This is a genomic window from Kushneria avicenniae (assembly GCF_900112585.1).
In the GTDB taxonomy this organism is placed as follows: domain Bacteria; phylum Pseudomonadota; class Gammaproteobacteria; order Pseudomonadales; family Halomonadaceae; genus Kushneria; species Kushneria avicenniae.
The window spans coordinates 61,415-77,393 of record NZ_FOLY01000009.1 but is presented as its reverse complement, the minus strand read 5'-3'; the positions used below and the strand labels follow the sequence as shown (position 1 = coordinate 77,393).

The following is a 15,979-nucleotide window of genomic DNA, read 5'->3' as shown; positions in this document are numbered from 1 at the left end:
ACCGGCTGCCTGACAGCAGCCGGTCTGCAGAATTGCCTGACGACCATAGCGTGCCGGTCCCACCCGATCCCATCCCGAACTCGGCAGTGAAACGGTTCCGCGCCGATGGTAGTGTGGGGTCTCCCCATGTGAGAGTAGGTCATCGTCAGGCACCCCTTCCGAACCCCGGTCCAATGGACCGGGGTTCTTTCATGTGCGCTCGGAAAATGCCGCGCCGGGCGGCCACGCCCGTGGCCGCCCGCACGTCACGCCCCGGACGAGGGTGGCAGTGACCGTAGGGCCTCGAGAAGTGCCGTCATCTCCTCATCGCTACCTATCGAGATCCGCAGCCAGTCGGACAGACCACCCTTTGAGAAGTGGCGAACCAGTATCCCGGCCGTGCGCAGGCTGGCTGCGACCGAGGCGGCCTCCAGGTGCTTGGGTCTCACAAACAGGAAGTTGGCCTTCGAGGGCAGCACCTCCATGCCCATATCCTCCAACTCGCGAGCAGTTCGCTCCCGCGTGGCCATGACGGCGCGACAGCACTCTTCATGGTGACGGGTGTCTTCAAGCGCTGCGATGCCCACGGCACTCGCCAGTGGATCCAGAGGATAGGAGTTGAACGAATCCTTGATCCGCTCCAGTCCCTCGATCAGCGCTCTTGAGCCGATGGCAAAGCCGATTCGCATGCCCGCCAGGCTGCGGGATTTTGAAAAGGTGCTGGTGACCAGCAGATTGGGATGATCGTCGATCAGGGGCACCGCGCTCTCGCCGCCAAAGCCGTCATAGGCTTCATCGACCAGCACCACGCGCTCACGCTGTCGCTCCAGCAGTGACTTGATGGCCTGACGGCCATGAGCGTGTCCGGTCGGCGCATTCGGATTGGCAAAGGCGATGCCGGCATGCCCCGTCTCTGGAAAGTCTTCCAGCGCGATTTCCCAGCGATCGTTCAATGGCAGCTTCTGCAGCTCGATACCATAGAGCTGGCAGTAAACCGGGTAGAAGCTGTAGGTATGCTCCGGAATCGCCAGCGCCTCACCCTGGCGCTGGAAAAAGGCGCGAAAGGCAAAGGCCAGTACCTCATCCGAGCCATTCCCTACGAAGACCTGTTCGCGGTTGACGCCGTAGGTTCTGGCCAGCATGTCACGCAGTGCTATCGACTCCGGGTCCGGGTAGCGGCGAAGCTGTTCACACGGGAAGTGTCTGAGCACCTCCTCCACACCCTCTGAGGGCGGGTAGGGGTTTTCATTGGTATTGAGCTTGATCATGCGTTGCCGCGGCTGCTCGCCGGGAACATAGGGCGTGAGTGATTCAACACCGGGACTCCAGAACTTGCTCATCGCTGCTCTCTAAAAGGGGAAATACGTTCAGAGCATGTTGACCCCTGCCCGGCAGGTTCGCAAGCCTCGTTCATGCGCGAACATCTGCTAATCTGAAAGCCCCTACTAGTAGGCGGGAGGCAAAGCGTTGGCAGACAGCATCAAACGTACCGGCGTTATGGTCATAACGCTTGTGCTGGCCTATATCGTGCTGGCGCTGCCCAATCAGATCACGACGCTGGGCCATCCCGGCGAATGGCTGCCGCCCCTTGAGCTGCCGTTGATGCTGATGGCGCTCTGGTATATTCCCCATCGCCTGAGAAGATTGCCGGCATCACTGCTGGCCGTGTCCCTGGTGCTGGTGTTATTGCTCAAGCTGGCTGACATGGTGGCCCTGCAGGCCTACTGGCGCATCTTTGATCCCGTTGCGGACTGGAGACTGCTGGGGCCTGGATGGAACGTGCTCAGCGGTACGCTGGGTGCCGGCAGGGCCTGGCTGCTGGCTGCCGCTCTGGCTGCGATCCTGATGCTTGTACTGGGGCTCATGGTGCTCGGGTGGCGGTCTCTGGCACGCGTGGTATCGCCGGAACACTCGAAACGACGGCGCGTGACGCTCTGGTCCATGGTGGCCGCACTACTGCTGGCCTCGATGGCCGTCACGCTCTCGCCGGACGCTCCGCCGGCTGCGAAAACATCACGTCTGGTGGTCGAACACGTCATGCAGTCCCGTCAGAACCTGCAGGATCTGGCCGCCCTCAAGGAACACGCCGGACATGACCCCGTGGCGCAAACACCTGCCAGAGAGCTCCTGAGCGGTCTGAAGGGGCATGATGTGCTGTTCGTCTTCATCGAATCCTACGGGCGTACGGCACTGGAAGACGAGCGCTACACTGGTGTCATGCGCTCGCGCATGAAGGCCATCGACAGCGAGCTGGGCCGGTCAGGGTTTGGTGCCCGCAGCGCCTGGCTGACCTCGCCGACCGTCGGCGGACAGAGCTGGCTGGCCCACGCCACACTGCAATCCGGTCTCTGGATCAACTCACAGCGTCGCTACAACTGGCTGATGGATACCGGGCGGGTTTCGCTGGCACGTCTTTTCGGTCGCGCCGGCTGGCAGACCATGGCCGTGGAGCCGGCACTGACGGCGGAATGGCTGGCCAATCGCTATTTTCAGTTCGACAGGGTGCTTGATGCCCGCAACCTTGGCTATGAAGGCGAGCCGTTCAACTGGATCACCATGCCGGATCAATACACTTATTCGGCCCTGCAGCATCTGGCACTTGCCGGCACCGATCGGGCGCCCGTCATGGCCGAAATCGCCACGCTGACCAGCCATGCCCCCTGGACACCGATTCCACCGCTGATCGATTGGTCTGACGTGGGGAACGGTCGCATTTTCAATCAGTGGGCCAGTAGCGGCGATCCGCCCGATGTGGTCTGGCAGGACAGCGATCGCGTCCGCGCTCAGTATCTCAAGTCCGTTGACTATGCGCTGCAGACCCTGGCGTCCTTTGTCACCCATTACGGCGATGATCGTCTGGTGGTCATTGCCATGGGGGATCATCAGCCGGCCTCTCTGATCACCGGTGAGGGTGCCAGCATGGATGTGCCGGTTCATGTCATGACCCGCGATGCCAGTGTGCTGCAGCGATTCGACGAGTGGGGCTGGCGCTCGGGCATGCTGCCGGATCAGAGCAGCGCCCACTGGGGTATGGATGCCCTGCGCGAGCGTCTGGTGGAAGGCTTTAGCGCACCATGAGTCTCATATCGAAATATTCAAATATCGGGACTTGATAAGCAGGCTAACAGTCGCCACATAGGACGTTTGAGTTGAACGACGTTCTCATGAGCGTTCTCGAACACGGAGGTTTACACCATGAAGGATGTTTTATTCGAGCCGCTGCAGCTGGGGTCACTGGAAATTCCCAATCGCGTCATCATGGCGCCCCTGACCCGTGCACGCACGCCGGATCGTATCCCGGGCCGCCTGCAGGAGATCTATTACGGTCAACGTGCCGGTGCCGGGCTGATCATCGCCGAGGCCACCAACATCTCGCCAACCGCCGCAGGCTATGTCTATACGCCTGGTATCTGGACCGACGAGCAGGAAGCCGGCTGGAAGGGCGTGGTTGAATCGGTGCATGCTCATGGCGGGCGTATCGCGCTGCAGCTCTGGCATGTCGGGCGCGTTTCCAACGAGCGTGTCCAGCCCGAAGGGCAGGCGCCAGTAGCGCCCAGCGCCCTGCGCGGTGAAGGTGCGCAGGCCTTTGTCGAGTTCGAGGACGGCAGCTCCGGTCGTGAGGATGCCAGCACGCCGCGGGCGCTCGAAACCGAAGAGATTCCCGGACTGGTCGAGGACTATCGGCTCGCTGCCGTGCGTGCCATGCGTGCCGGCTTTGACATGGTCGAAGTGCACGCTGCCAACGCCTATCTGCTACAGCAGTTTCTGGCGACCGGCTCCAATCAGCGCACCGACCGCTACGGTGGCTCGATCGAGAACCGTGCCAGGGTCGTGCTTGAAATCGTCGATGCGGTGGCCAGCGTCTTTGGCTACGACCGGGTCGGTATTCGCATCTCGCCGTTTATCGAGATTTTCGGGCTCAAGGATGACGAGTCCGAACAGATGGCCTTTTATCTGGCCGAGCAGCTCAATGTGCGCGAGCTGGCCTACCTGCACGTCAATGAGCCCGACTGGGCCGGCGATGATATCCACCTGACCGATGATTTCCGTCGCGCCCTGCGCGCCCGTTTCCGTCATGGTGCCCTGCTGTTCTGCGGTCACTACACGGCACAGAATGAAGTGGATCTGATCGAGCGCGGCATTGGCGATGCGGCTGTTTTCGGACGACCGTTCATTGCCAACCCCGACTTGCCCGAGCGCTTTCGTCTTGGCGCCGAGCTGGCCGAACCGGATCCCGACACCTTCTATGGCGGCGATGAAAAGGGCTATACCGACTATCCCTTTTTGAACGAACAGGCCCGCTGAGGAACTTTGACCCTGCCATAGTGACTCTATATACGTTAGTGTCTTTCCGGCGCCCCCGGCAAACAGCTATGCTAGGGGGCACCGGTCGTTTCAACGGCCAGAAAACAGGCATCAGGAGTAAGCTTCATGCAGATGAAAACGTTGCTGGCCGGTTCGGCACTGATGGCGCTGCTGGCGGGCTGTGCCGGTACCGGCGGTGAACAGGGTACCGACAACACCGGCGCCACAGCGGCCTCCTCACAGGCGCAGAGCGAAACCCGGACCTACACGGGCACGCTGCCGTGTCGCAACTGCAGCGGCATTGCGCTGACCGTCAACCTGAAGGGTGACGAGAAAGCGACCGATCCGCAGCAGCGTACGTTCGAACTGGACGCACAGTACCAGAATCACCCCCAGAATCCGCCGACCGAAACCTACACCGGCAACTGGGACGTGATCAGCGGCATGCAGGATGATCCTTCGGCAACCGTTTACGAGCTGACGCCGTCCGGTGAAGGCCAGGTGTACTACTTCGAGCGCGTCAATGACGCCACGCTTGAGCTGGTAGACCCGCAGCTGCGTCGCTTCGAAAACGGTGAGACCCTGCGTCTGACCCGACAGCAGTAATATCGACATGCTGCCCCTGTGGCAGTGTTGACCGGAGGGCGGCGCCAGGCCGCCCTTTTTCATGTCTGAAATCATCGAAGTGAGCAGGCAGGCAGCATGGCAAAGGCCAAAAGTGCATTTGTATGCACCGAATGCGGTGCCGAGTATTCCAAGTGGCAGGGGCAGTGCAGCAACTGCCGCGAATGGAATACGTTGACCGAGATACGGCTTTCAAGTGCTTCCCGTCCCGGCGGTGGCAGTGCGGGAAGTACTGCTCGTCAGGGCTATGCCGGCGGTGCCGGTGTGGCGCTGACCGACCTGGCGGAGGTCGATCTCAGTGAGCTGCCACGCTTTTCCACCACCTACGGTGAATTTGATCGCGTGCTGGGCGGCGGCCTGGTACCCGGCGGCGCCGTTCTTCTGGGCGGTGATCCGGGTGCCGGCAAGTCGACGCTGCTGTTGCAGACCGCCTGTCATCTCGCCCAGCAGCATCGTGTGGTCTATGTCACCGGCGAGGAGTCGCTGTCGCAGGTGGCCATGCGTGCCCATCGTCTCTCGCTGCCCACTCAGGGGCTGTCGATGCTGGCCGAAACCAGCGTCGAAACCATTCTCGGCATGGCCGAGCGGGAAAAGCCTGCCGTATTGATCATTGATTCCATCCAGACCATGCATCTGGAAGACGTGTCCTCGGCGCCGGGCGGTGTGGCGCAGGTACGTGAATCGGCCGCAGCGCTGACCCGCTTTGCCAAGCAGACCAATACGGTGTTGATGCTGGTAGGACATGTCACCAAGGATGGCGCCCTGGCCGGGCCACGCGTGCTGGAGCACATGATCGATGCCTCGCTGCTGCTCGAGGGCAGTTCGGATTCGCGCTTTCGCACCCTGCGCGGGCAGAAGAATCGCTTTGGCGCGGTGAACGAGCTGGGGGTCTTTGCCATGATGGAGCAGGGGCTGCGGGAAGTGAAAAACCCCAGCGCCATCTTCCTCTCCCGTGGAGAAGAGATGGCCCCCGGCAGTCTGGTCATGGTGGTCTGGGAAGGGACGCGGCCGCTTCTGGTCGAGGTACAGGCGCTGCTGGACGAGTCGGCGCTGGGCAATCCGCGACGCGTAGCAGTCGGTCTGGATGCTCAGCGCCTGGCCATGTTGCTGGCGGTGCTTCATCGCCACGGCGGCCTGTTTACCGGCGATCAGGATGTGTTCATCAACGTGGTCGGCGGCATGAAGGTGCTGGAGACCAGCGCGGATCTGGCCGTACTGCTGGCCGTGGTCTCAAGCCTTCAGAATCGTTCGCTGCCGCGCGAGCTGGTGGTGTTTGGCGAGGTTGGGCTCTCAGGGGAAATTCGTCCGGTGCCCAGCGGTCAGGAGCGCATTGTCGAGGCCTCCAAGCACGGCTTTACCCGCGCCATCGTTCCAAGAGGCAATGCACCGAAAAAGGCGCCGGCCGGCATGGAAGTCATTGCCGTTGACCATCTCTCGGAAGCGCTCGAGGCCATCTAGTCCGGACAGGCTGCTATCGTCTGCTGGTCGAAATGTCGGTAACGGTGCCACAGTCTGGTGAAGACCATCGATAATATTGTGGAGCACACAGGGGAGAGTTCATGACACAGATTCGTCTGACCCAGTACAGCCACGGCGCCGGCTGCGGCTGCAAGATTGCACCGGACGTGCTGGATTCGATGCTGAAAAATGCCGGTCCCGGTGCCTTCAGTGACAAGCTGATTGTCGGCAATCAGGACCGCGAGGATGCCGCCGTCTACGATCTGGGCGACGGCCAGGGCCTGATTGCCACGACCGACTTTTTCATGCCGATCGTGGATGATCCCTTTGACTTCGGCCGCATCGCTGCCACCAATGCCATCAGCGATGTCTTCGCCATGGGCGGACGACCCATCATGGCGCTGGGCATCCTGGGCTGGCCGGTCAACACCCTCTCGCCAAAGATTGCCGGTGAGGTGCTTGCCGGTGCTCAGTCGGTATGTCGCGAGCTGGGGCTGGCCCTGGCCGGCGGCCACTCCATTGACGCGCCGGAGCCCATCTTTGGTCTGGCCGTCAATGGTCTGGTCCAGCTCGAGCACCTGAAGCGCAACAACGGCGCGCGCCCCGGTGATCGACTCTATCTGACCAAGCCGCTGGGCGTGGGCGTACTGACCACAGCGGAAAAGCGTGGCCTGCTGGCACCGGAGCACCATGGGCTGGCCCGTGACACCATGCTGCGCACCAATGCCATTGGTCAGAAGCTGGCCACGGTGCCCGGCGTGCATGCCATGACCGATGTGACCGGATTTGGTCTGGCCGGGCATCTGGGCGAGATCTGCACGGCCAGCAATGTCGCCGCGAAGATCGACTTCAAGCGTCTGCCCCGTATCCCGGAGGCGGATGGCTATCTGCGTCAGGGTGCCGTGCCGGGCGGTACGGCGCGCAACCATCACGCCATGGGCAAACTGATGCCGATCATGGATGACTATCACTGGCAGTGGCTCTGTGATCCACAGACCTCAGGTGGTCTGGTACTGGCTGTTGATCCCGCCTATGAAGATGACGTCGAGCGTATCGGCCGCGAGCACGGTCTGACGCTGGAGGCCTTCGGCGAATGTGTGACACGAGCGGGCGAAGCGGTCTTCCATGTCCAGCAATAGCATGTCCAGTACTCGAAAGGGAGAACAGCTTGTCCCGACGCTTGAACAGCTCAGGACCCCGTCGCTGCTGATTGACGTGCGTGCACCGGTCGAGTTTTCCCAGGGCGCGCTGCCCGGAGCCATCAATCTGCCGCTGATGGATGATGACGAGCGAGCACAGGTCGGTACCTGCTACCGCCACAACGGCGGTGATGCCGCCCTCAGGCTGGGCCATCAGCTGGTCAGCGGCGCTCTGCGCGAAGACCGCATGGCGGCCTGGCGTGATGTCATCGCCCGTCACCCGGATGCCGTAATCTACTGCGCCCGGGGCGGCCAGCGCTCCGGGATCGTTCAGCGCTGGCTGGCGGAAGAGGGGCTGGAATGTCCTCGGCTGAAGGGTGGATTCAAGGCGGCGCGGCGAACGCTGATGACGGTGACCGAGCAGGCGGCGGCCGAACCGTCACTGGTGATTGCCGGGCTGACCGGCTGTGCCAAGACCGATATGATCAAGGCGCTCGACGGCGGTATCGATCTGGAAGGTCATGCGCATCACAAGGGATCAAGCTTTGGACGCCAGCCCGGCCAGCCGCCGTCGCAGATCGATTTCGAGCACACGCTGTCGATGGATCTGGCCGATCGCCGCGCGCCCTATGTCTTCGAGGATGAATCCCGACGCATCGGCAGCGTCGAGATTCCTCTGGCGCTCTGGCAGGGGCTCTGTGCGGCGCCAAGGGTGCTGATCGAAATGCCGCTGGCGTGGCGGCTGGACCAGATCCGGCGTGACTATATCGATGATCTCTGGACGCAGTATCGCAGCGCCTACGGCCCCTGGCTGGGCTGGGCGCTGATGCGCCGTCAGCTGGTCAGTGCGCTGGTGCGGCTGAAAAAGCGGCTGGGAAGTGCTCGCCTTGAGCGGCTTTTACAGCTGCAGCAACAGGCCTTCGAGGCGCATGCCACCACCGGTGACAGTCAGGCGCATGATGGCTGGCTCTCGCCGCTTCTGAGCGAGTACTACGATCCCATGTATCGCTATCAGCTGAGCCGGGCCGAACAGGCGCCGGCATTTACCGGCACGTGGGAGGAGGTTCTGGCCTTTGTGCGCGACGCCGTCGAGCAGCAGCGTCATAGTGGTGATACCTGAAAGTCAAAGGCGCAGCCAGTCGATCATGACCCGGTCAAGGATGGCCGCCTGCTGGGCAAAGCGGCGGCTGTCCCTGAGCATCTCATCACGTGACTGCACCCAGGGGCCCGGCGTTGTCAGGCTGTGGGCCTCGAGTTCGGTCAACGCTCGGACCCAGTCCGGTGTGGCCTCCAGATGACAGTGCATGGCGACCACGCGTGCCCCATCCCAGGTGAATCCCTGCAGGGGACTGGCCTCGCTGGCACCGATCGAGACGGCACCTTCCGGCAGCCCGAAGATGCGCCGATGCCACAAAAAGGCTTCAAAGCGGGCCGGCAGGTCAAGATCGCCCACCTCGTTACCGCGTATCGACTGCCAGCCGAATTCGCCCTGGGTGTTGGGAGAGACGATGGCGCCCAGCGATGCGGCAATCAGCTCGGCACCGTAGCCCAGCCCCATCATCGGCTTTGAACTCTTGAGCGTGCGCTCGATAAGATGCTGTTCGCGTTTGGCCCAGCCGTGAGTCACGACCTGCTCGGGACCGCCGAGCACGATCAGGGCATCGAAATCACCGGGACGGGGCGGCACCTCATCGCTGTGAAGCCGACAGACATTGAAACTGTGGCCCATGCTGGTCAACCAGTCCGCCAGCCGGGCCGGTCCAAAGTGAGACGCATGCTGTAAAAAATAGATATGCATGATAGGGCCATGATGGATAACGATAGGCTGATCGTCCAGCATACACCGATATGGAAAGACACCGGGAAATGCCATGCATGATGCTGTCCGTGAGCAGGCCACTACGATTATCGCCCGCATCCCTGAAGGGCGTGTGACGACCTATGGGACCATTGCAAAAATGACGGAGGGGGCTACGGCGCGCTCCATTGGTGCACTGCTGCGCCTGTTGCCCAAAGGCCATACCCTGCCCTGGCATCGGGTGGTGGCTGCCGGCGGTCGTCTTGCCCACCACGAGGGGGCGCTTGAGCAGCGCGAGCTATTGAGCGCCGAAGGGGTGATATTCGATGCGCGCGGGCGGATTCCGGAACGCTTCTTCTGGCCCTGAGTGTTACAAACATCTTCGGCCGGCCTGTAACCTGCGCAAGGCACATCAACAACGGGGACGCCTCCGGCGTCAGGGCGACACCGTCATGACATCCTCATGATCCATTTCGAGCAGGGAGCAGCATTGATGCCCATCATGATTGCACCGGGTTTTGAAAAGCGTCTGCGGACGCTGTCGTCTTCTCAGGCACTGGCCTTCATGGCGGCGTTGAGCGAGCGATTGATGCCCAACTATCGCCTGTATGCCGAGCTCGGTGACGCGGGGGATACCCACGGTGTGACCAGCATTCTGGCGTTGGTCTGGGAAAGTCTCGGCGTGCGCGATGCCCGCATCAATTTCGAGCGACAGGCGGAAAAGCTTGCCGCCTGTGAACCGCCGGATGATGACGACAGCTTCGGGGCGCGGATTGCCCGCGATCTGACGCTGGCCCTGTCGGCCTGCATGGATGTGCTGTCGGGTCCGGCAGTGGAGGCGAGCGTTGATGTCAGTCGCCTGTCCATCGGTGGTATCGAGCGCTTTATCGAGATGAGTGCCGGCGAAGGCATTGTTGATGATACCGAACGCGAGACGCTGATCGATGATCACGCTCTGATGGCGGACGAGCGAGCGTTTCAGCTGGCGGTGCTGGAAAGCGTTGAGACGCAGGCGCTGGACCGCGCCGGCCTTCGCGAACTGCGAACGCTGGGCAGAAACGAAGGCATCAGTAATCTGGGGCTGACGGCCGAATAGAGGGGGCGAAGGGGCAGAAAGACACGGCGCCGGGTGTCGGCGCCGTGTCATCAGTCAAAGGCGCATTTCGATGCCATGGCGGGCCATGTGCTGCTTGGCCTGCTCGATGGTGTACTCACCGAAATGAAAAATGCTGGCGGCCAGTACCGCATCGGCGCCGCCTTCCTTCACACCGGCTACCAGATGATCAAGATTGCCGACCCCGCCCGAGGCGATGACCGGTACCGAAACCGCATCACTGATGGCCCGGGTGACGCCCAGATCAAAACCTTCCCGGGTGCCGTCACGGTCCATGCTGGTGACCAGCAGCTCACCGGCGCCGTATTCCACCATCTTGCGTGACCACGCCACGGCGTCGAGTCCGGTCGGCCGTCGCCCGCCGTGAGTGAAGATCTCCCAGCGCGGCGGCTCGTCGTCCTCGCTGACCCGCTTGGCATCGATGGCCACGACAATGCACTGGCTGCCAAACCGCTCGGCGGCTTCATACACGAAGTCGGGATCAGTGACGGCGGCTGTATTGATCGAGACCTTGTCGGCTCCGGCATTGAGCAGCGCCCGAATATTGTCGCAGCTGCGGATGCCACCGCCGACCGTCAGCGGAATGAACACCTCTCCGGCGATCCGGCTGACCATGTCGAGCGTGGTGCCTCGAGCCTCATGGCTGGCGGTGATGTCGAGAAAGGTAATCTCGTCGGCGTTCTGCTCGTTATAGCGCCGTGCCACTTCGACTGGATCACCGGCGTCCCGAATGCCCAGAAAGTTGACGCCCTTGACCACGCGACCACGATCCACGTCCAGGCAGGGGATGATGCGTTTTGCCAGTGTCATCTGCTTCTCCGGGCATTCAGTGGCGCTGTGCTTCGATGGTGTCACACAGGGTCTGGGCTTCGGTCAGATCGAGCCTGTCTTCATAGATGGCGCGTCCGGTGATGGCGCCGATAATGCCCGAGGCGGCCACATCCGCCAGCTTCTGCACGTCCTCGATGTCGGTCACGCCACCGGAAGCGATCACCGGCACGCCGCCGTGACTGGCCATTTCGACCGTCGATTCGACATTGACGCCGTTCATCATGCCATCGCGTGAAATGTCGGTATAAATGATGGCGCTGACGCCATCCTCGGCGAAATGACGAGCCAGATCCACGGCACGCATGGTGGATACTTCCGCCCAGCCGTCGGTGGCGACATAGCCGTCACGGGCGTCGAGCCCGACCATGATATGACCGGGGAACTCCTTGCACATCTGTCGCACGAAGTCCGGATCACGGACGGCCTGGGTGCCGATGATCACCCAGCTGACACCGGCGTCGAGATAGCTCTGGATGACCTCGCGGTTGCGAATGCCACCGCCGATCTGAATGGGCAGATCCGGGAAGCGCCTGGCAATCGCCCTGACGGCATCAGCATTGACCGGACGGCCTTCGAAAGCACCGTCAAGATCGACCAGGTGCAGGCGCCGTGCGCCGGCATCGACCCAGCGCTGTGCCATGGCCACCGGGTCTTCACCATAGGTGGTCGAGTCTTCCATACGGCCCTGTTTGAGGCGAACACACTGACCGTTTTTCAGGTCGATGGCGGGGATGACCAGCATGGGGGTTCCTTTGATCCTTGTCGTGAAATGTTTTGGCCGCAGGCAGGGTCAGGGCGACCAGGTCACAAAGTTGGCCAGCAGCCTGAGGCCGGCATCGGCGCTTTTTTCCGGGTGAAACTGTACGGCAAAGACGGCGTCACGACCGGTGGCCACATGAGCACGGCTGCCGGCGTAGTCGATATAACCCATCGCATGATCATCGTCATCGACCCGGACAAAGTAGCTGTGCACGAAGTAGAACCGCTCACCGGTCGGAATGCCCTCCCAGAGTGGGTGCATGTGGTGCTGATGAACGCGGTTCCATCCCATGTGGGGAACCTTGAGCCGCTCTCCCTGCTCGTCCACGGCCGTATCGTCAAAGCGGGTGACTCGGCCGGGCATATAGCCCAGACAGCGCACGCCGCCGTTTTCCTCGCTTTTGTCCATCAGCATCTGCTGACCGACACAAATGCCCAGCAGCGGTTTGCTGGCATCAAGGAGAAGCTCCTTGACCAGGCCGGTCAGCTCGGTGCGTTCAAGCTCCCCCATGCAGTCACGGATGGCGCCCTGGCCGGGCAGTACGACCCGCGAGGCGCCCTTGATGGCACGGGCATCCCGCGTGATGGTGACCCGCTCATCCGGGCTGACGTGCTCGATGGCCTTGGCCACCGAATGCAGGTTGCCCATGCCGTAATCGATGATGGCAATCGTCATGCTGGACACGCTCCTCGCCGGCCGACAGTCCATCGACCGAATGATATTGGGTTACAGGCTGCCCTTGGTCGAGGCGATACGCCCCGCCATGCGCTCGTCGGGGGAGACCGCCATGCGCAGGGCACGACCGAAGGCCTTGAAGATGGTCTCGACCTGATGATGCGCGTTGTCGCCCTTGAGGTTGTCGATATGCACGGTCGCTCTGGCATGGCTGGCAAATCCCTGAAAGAACTCGGAGACCAGCTGGGTGTCGAAGGCGCCGATGGTGTCGCGGGTAAAGGCAGCGTTCATGAAAAGTCCCGGGCGGCCGGAGAAGTCGATCACCACCCGTGAGAGCGCCTCATCCAGCGGGACATAGGCGTGCCCGTAACGATGAATGCCGCGCTTGTCGCCCAGCGCCTCGGCAAAGGCCTGGCCCAGAGTGATGCCGGTGTCTTCAACCGTGTGATGATCGTCAATATGGCGATCACCGTCGGCATGAACTGTCAGATCAATCATGCCGTGGCGGGCAATCTGATCGAGCATGTGCTCGAAAAAGGGCACGCCGGTATCGGCGTTCAGCTCGCCCTGGCCGTCAAGGTCGAGCGTGACGCTGATCTTCGTTTCGCTGGTATGACGGGAAATGCTGGCGCGTCGCGGCGACTGGGTCATGAAGGCTCCCTGTGGAAAAGGATCATCGCCCTGAAGGCGTAATGGATCACAACGATAACAAAAGCGGGGCACGCCTGCGCGGCTCGATGCGCCGGGATATTGTGACGAGCGTCTGAGGGCTGCGCCAGCGTGGCATTATAGAGAAGGGGAGTCGCCATCCGCTACACTGGTGAGCGCAGCCAGCAGGCTGTTTCAGGGCAGGCCGGCCGGGCGTGTCAGGGCATGATCGAGTGAAACAGGATTTCCTGGAGAGTAATCAATGAAAGCGTTGTTCAGGATAGTGCTGGCGGCGATGGGCGTGCTGGGACTGCTGGCCGTGGCCGTGGTCATTTATGCCACGACCTTTCTCGACCCCAACGATCTCAAGCCGCGGCTGGCAGACGCCGTTCGCGAGCGCACGGGGCTGGAACTGTCGCTCAACGGGCCTCTGTCCTGGACATTTTATCCGCGTATCGGGGTGACCATCGAGGACGCTTCGGCCCGTCTTCCGGACCAGACCGATGAGGAGACACCCTTTGCCGCCTTCAAACAGGCCGAGGCGCGTATCCGGTTTGCGCCTCTTCTGAGCGGCAATATCGAGGTCGACGGCTTTACCCTTGACGGGCTGCGTCTCAATCTCCAGCGCGATGAGCAGGGGCGTGGCAACTGGCAGATGCTGACCGATACCATCGCCCGTCAGGACAGCGCGCCTCAGGCCTCTCCGTCGCGCCGGCCCCGGCGCGTGACGACAGCGGGCGATCGACCGTTGGCGATGGACATTGCCAGCGTGCAGGTCAGCGATGGGCAGGTGCACTTTTTGGATCATCAGCATGATCGTGATGTGACGCTCTCCTCGCTGGCGCTGCAGGCCACCAATGTGACCTCCGGGGATACCTTCCCGCTGGAGCTCTCCTTTGCCGTGGAAGGCGCCCGGCCTGAAATGAAGGGCAACATCAGTCTGAAAAGCCAGGCCAGTCTTGATCTCGACAGCGCCGTCTACACCCTGAACAATCTGGCGCTGAAAGGCGCCCTTCACCTGCCGGCGCTGGATGATGCGCACGACCAGAATTTCAGTCTCAATGTCTCGAAGCTGTCCGCTGATCCGGGAGAGCAGCGCTATATCGCCAGGGACGCCGCCTTCGACAGCACTCTTTATTTACCGTCGCTGGGAGAGCACGCTCTGCCGTTGAGCGGCGAGGCCAGCGCTGAGGTGTCGCTGAAAGACAGCCATGCGGTACTGACCGCATTGACGCTCAGCAGCGGCCAGCTGCTGCGTCTGACTGGTAGCGGCGAGGTTCGCAATCTTGATGAGGCGCCGCACTGGAAAGGACATATCGAGATGGCGCCTTTCGATCTTCGCAGCTGGCTGGAGCGACTGGGCAAGCTGCCGCCAATGGCAGATGCACAGGCGCTGCAGCAGGTCGGTTTTTCGACCGATCTTGAGGGCAATGATCGCGTGGCACAGCTGAAGAATCTGGCCTTCGATATCGATGGCGCGGCTTTCACGGGCGCCGCCTCGGCAGGCCTTGAATCACCGCTTCTGCACGCTGATCTCAAGGGTGACTCGCTGGATCTGGATCGCTACCTGCCGTCACGGCCTGCAGAATCCACGCAGCCGGATGGCGCGCCGCAGGCTGGGCAGGACGAGACAGCCCCTACTACCGAACAGGACGGTGCCTCAGGTGATGCCGCTCGAGCGCTGATCCAAAAGCTTGATCTTGACCTTGCTCTGCGACTGGAAGCGCTCAAGGCGTTTGACCTTCATCTCGACAACGTCGCGCTGAAGGCTCACGGGCGCGACGGGCACTATCGACTCTCCACGCTTGCGGCCGATCTCTACCAGGGGACGCTCAAGGCCAGTGGCGCCATGACCCTGGCCCCCTCATCCACCGGATTCTCGTTTGAGCCACGCCTATCGGGTGTGGCGCTGCAGCCGCTGCTGCACGACGCTCTGGGGCGTGAGGATCTCTTTCGCGGCACGCTTGATGCCAGTGCAAGCCTGTCCGCGGCGGCGGATAACGAGGCTTCGCTGCTGGCCCACCTTGATGGCAAGGCGGCGTTCAATGTCACCGACGGTGCCATGATCGGTATCAATCTCCCGGGACAGCTGTGCACGACGGCGGCCATGCTGCAGGGCAACAGCAGCTCGCATGAATGGGGCAGTGATACCGAGTTCAACCGACTCGCCGCCACCTTCAATATTGCTGATGGTGTCGTCAAGAATGACGACCTTGAAGTGTCGCTGCCTGGCATCGACATGACCGGCAGTGGTCAGATCGACCTGGGAGCGCAGGATCTGGACGTGGCGCTGGCCGCCCGGCTGGTCGACACTGCCGATACCCAGGGGTGCCCGGTCAGTCACGGCCTGAGCCGGATACAGTTGCCGATACGCTGCTCCGGGGATCTGAAAGCTTCCCCGGCCCAATGGTGTCACTTCGATACCGATGCCTTTCGCGTCATTCTGCAAAAGGCGGCAGCCAGCGAAGGGCAGCAGAAGCTGCGCGAGCACCTTGATGATCAACTCGAGGGCAGGCTGGGCCAGCGTATCGAGGAGAAGCTGGGCGAGGATTCCGGCAACAACCTGAAAAATGCCATCAAAGGGCTTTTTCAGTAACTCTCTTGCAGTGCAGACGCCGCGATCGTGGCGGCGTCTGCATCACCATTTT

Annotated in this window: 15 protein-coding genes and 1 rRNA gene; 10 read left to right on the top strand and 6 right to left on the bottom strand. The window is 61.9% G+C overall.

From position 1 onward, the window contains the following. The first annotated feature begins 35 nt into the window (after window positions 1-35). Window positions 36-151 (top strand): 5S ribosomal RNA (rrf, locus tag BM079_RS16080). Window positions 152-245: 94 nt separating this feature from the next. Here the strand turns inward: rrf and hisC are convergent. Continuing rightward, window positions 246-1,319 (bottom strand): histidinol-phosphate transaminase, encoded by a 1,074-nt coding sequence (gene hisC, locus BM079_RS16075; RefSeq protein ID WP_090136143.1) that lies wholly within the window; start codon window positions 1,317-1,319, stop codon window positions 246-248. A 127-nt stretch (window positions 1,320-1,446) separates the two neighbouring features. On the opposite strand from hisC, the gene BM079_RS16070 reads away from it, so the two are divergent. From BM079_RS16070 to mnmH, 6 genes are all read left to right on the top strand, one after another. Next, window positions 1,447-3,057 (top strand): alkaline phosphatase family protein, encoded by a 1,611-nt coding sequence (locus tag BM079_RS16070; RefSeq protein ID WP_090136140.1) that lies wholly within the window; start codon window positions 1,447-1,449, stop codon window positions 3,055-3,057. Between the two features lie 117 nt (window positions 3,058-3,174). Next, window positions 3,175-4,284: an alkene reductase gene (locus BM079_RS16065; protein ID WP_090136138.1), complete on the top strand. Its 1,110-nt coding sequence runs from the start codon at window positions 3,175-3,177 to the stop codon at window positions 4,282-4,284. A 126-nt stretch (window positions 4,285-4,410) separates the two neighbouring features. Further along, window positions 4,411-4,890: a copper resistance protein NlpE N-terminal domain-containing protein gene (locus BM079_RS16060; protein ID WP_090136136.1), complete on the top strand. Its 480-nt coding sequence runs from the start codon at window positions 4,411-4,413 to the stop codon at window positions 4,888-4,890. A 96-nt stretch (window positions 4,891-4,986) separates the two neighbouring features. After that, window positions 4,987-6,366 carry a DNA repair protein RadA gene (gene radA / locus BM079_RS16055; protein ID WP_090136134.1) on the top strand — a complete coding sequence of 460 codons (1,380 nt, stop codon included), beginning with the start codon at window positions 4,987-4,989 and terminating at the stop codon, window positions 6,364-6,366. 101 nt (window positions 6,367-6,467) lie between these two features. After that, window positions 6,468-7,505 (top strand): selenide, water dikinase SelD, encoded by a 1,038-nt coding sequence (gene selD, locus BM079_RS16050; protein WP_090136132.1) that lies wholly within the window; start codon window positions 6,468-6,470, stop codon window positions 7,503-7,505. Window position 7,506: 1 nt separating this feature from the next. Continuing rightward, window positions 7,507-8,625, top strand: a complete 1,119-nt coding sequence (gene mnmH / locus BM079_RS16045) for a tRNA 2-selenouridine(34) synthase MnmH (RefSeq protein WP_175489739.1) — start codon at window positions 7,507-7,509, stop codon at window positions 8,623-8,625. A 3-nt stretch (window positions 8,626-8,628) separates the two neighbouring features. On the opposite strand, the gene BM079_RS16040 is transcribed toward mnmH, so the two are convergent. Continuing rightward, window positions 8,629-9,303: a type 1 glutamine amidotransferase gene (locus BM079_RS16040; RefSeq protein WP_090136155.1), complete on the bottom strand. Its 675-nt coding sequence runs from the start codon at window positions 9,301-9,303 to the stop codon at window positions 8,629-8,631. Between the two features lie 73 nt (window positions 9,304-9,376). Here BM079_RS16040 and BM079_RS16035 point away from each other — a divergent pair, with 73 nt between their 5' ends. Together BM079_RS16035 and BM079_RS16030 are read left to right on the top strand one after the other, a co-directional pair. Continuing rightward, the gene (locus tag BM079_RS16035) at window positions 9,377-9,670 is read left to right on the top strand and encodes an MGMT family protein (RefSeq protein ID WP_090136127.1); all 294 of its coding nucleotides are present in this window, start codon (window positions 9,377-9,379) and stop codon (window positions 9,668-9,670) included. Between the two features lie 126 nt (window positions 9,671-9,796). Further along, complete coding sequence (locus tag BM079_RS16030) at window positions 9,797-10,399, top strand: YjaG family protein (protein WP_322787949.1); 603 nt, start codon at window positions 9,797-9,799, stop codon at window positions 10,397-10,399. A 54-nt stretch (window positions 10,400-10,453) separates the two neighbouring features. On the opposite strand, the gene hisF is transcribed toward BM079_RS16030, so the two are convergent. The 4 genes from hisF to hisB are packed head-to-tail and all read right to left on the bottom strand — an operon-like array spanning window position 10,454 to window position 13,334. Continuing rightward, on the bottom strand, window positions 10,454-11,227 hold the full coding sequence (gene hisF, locus BM079_RS16025) for an imidazole glycerol phosphate synthase subunit HisF (protein ID WP_090136125.1): 774 nt from the start codon (window positions 11,225-11,227) through the stop codon (window positions 10,454-10,456). A 16-nt stretch (window positions 11,228-11,243) separates the two neighbouring features. Continuing rightward, the gene (gene hisA, locus BM079_RS16020; RefSeq protein ID WP_090136123.1) at window positions 11,244-11,990 is read right to left on the bottom strand and encodes a 1-(5-phosphoribosyl)-5-[(5-phosphoribosylamino)methylideneamino]imidazole-4-carboxamide isomerase; all 747 of its coding nucleotides are present in this window, start codon (window positions 11,988-11,990) and stop codon (window positions 11,244-11,246) included. Between the two features lie 48 nt (window positions 11,991-12,038). Further along, window positions 12,039-12,683, bottom strand: coding sequence for an imidazole glycerol phosphate synthase subunit HisH (gene hisH, locus BM079_RS16015; protein ID WP_090136121.1), 645 nt, complete (start codon window positions 12,681-12,683; stop codon window positions 12,039-12,041). Between the two features lie 51 nt (window positions 12,684-12,734). Beyond that, entirely contained in the window at window positions 12,735-13,334 is a 600-nt protein-coding gene (hisB, locus tag BM079_RS16010) for an imidazoleglycerol-phosphate dehydratase HisB (protein ID WP_090136120.1), read from the bottom strand. 259 nt (window positions 13,335-13,593) lie between these two features. Here hisB and BM079_RS16005 point away from each other — a divergent pair, with 259 nt between their 5' ends. Next, window positions 13,594-15,927, top strand: a complete 2,334-nt coding sequence (locus tag BM079_RS16005) for an AsmA family protein (protein ID WP_090136118.1) — start codon at window positions 13,594-13,596, stop codon at window positions 15,925-15,927. The last annotated feature ends 52 nt before the right edge of the window (window positions 15,928-15,979 follow it).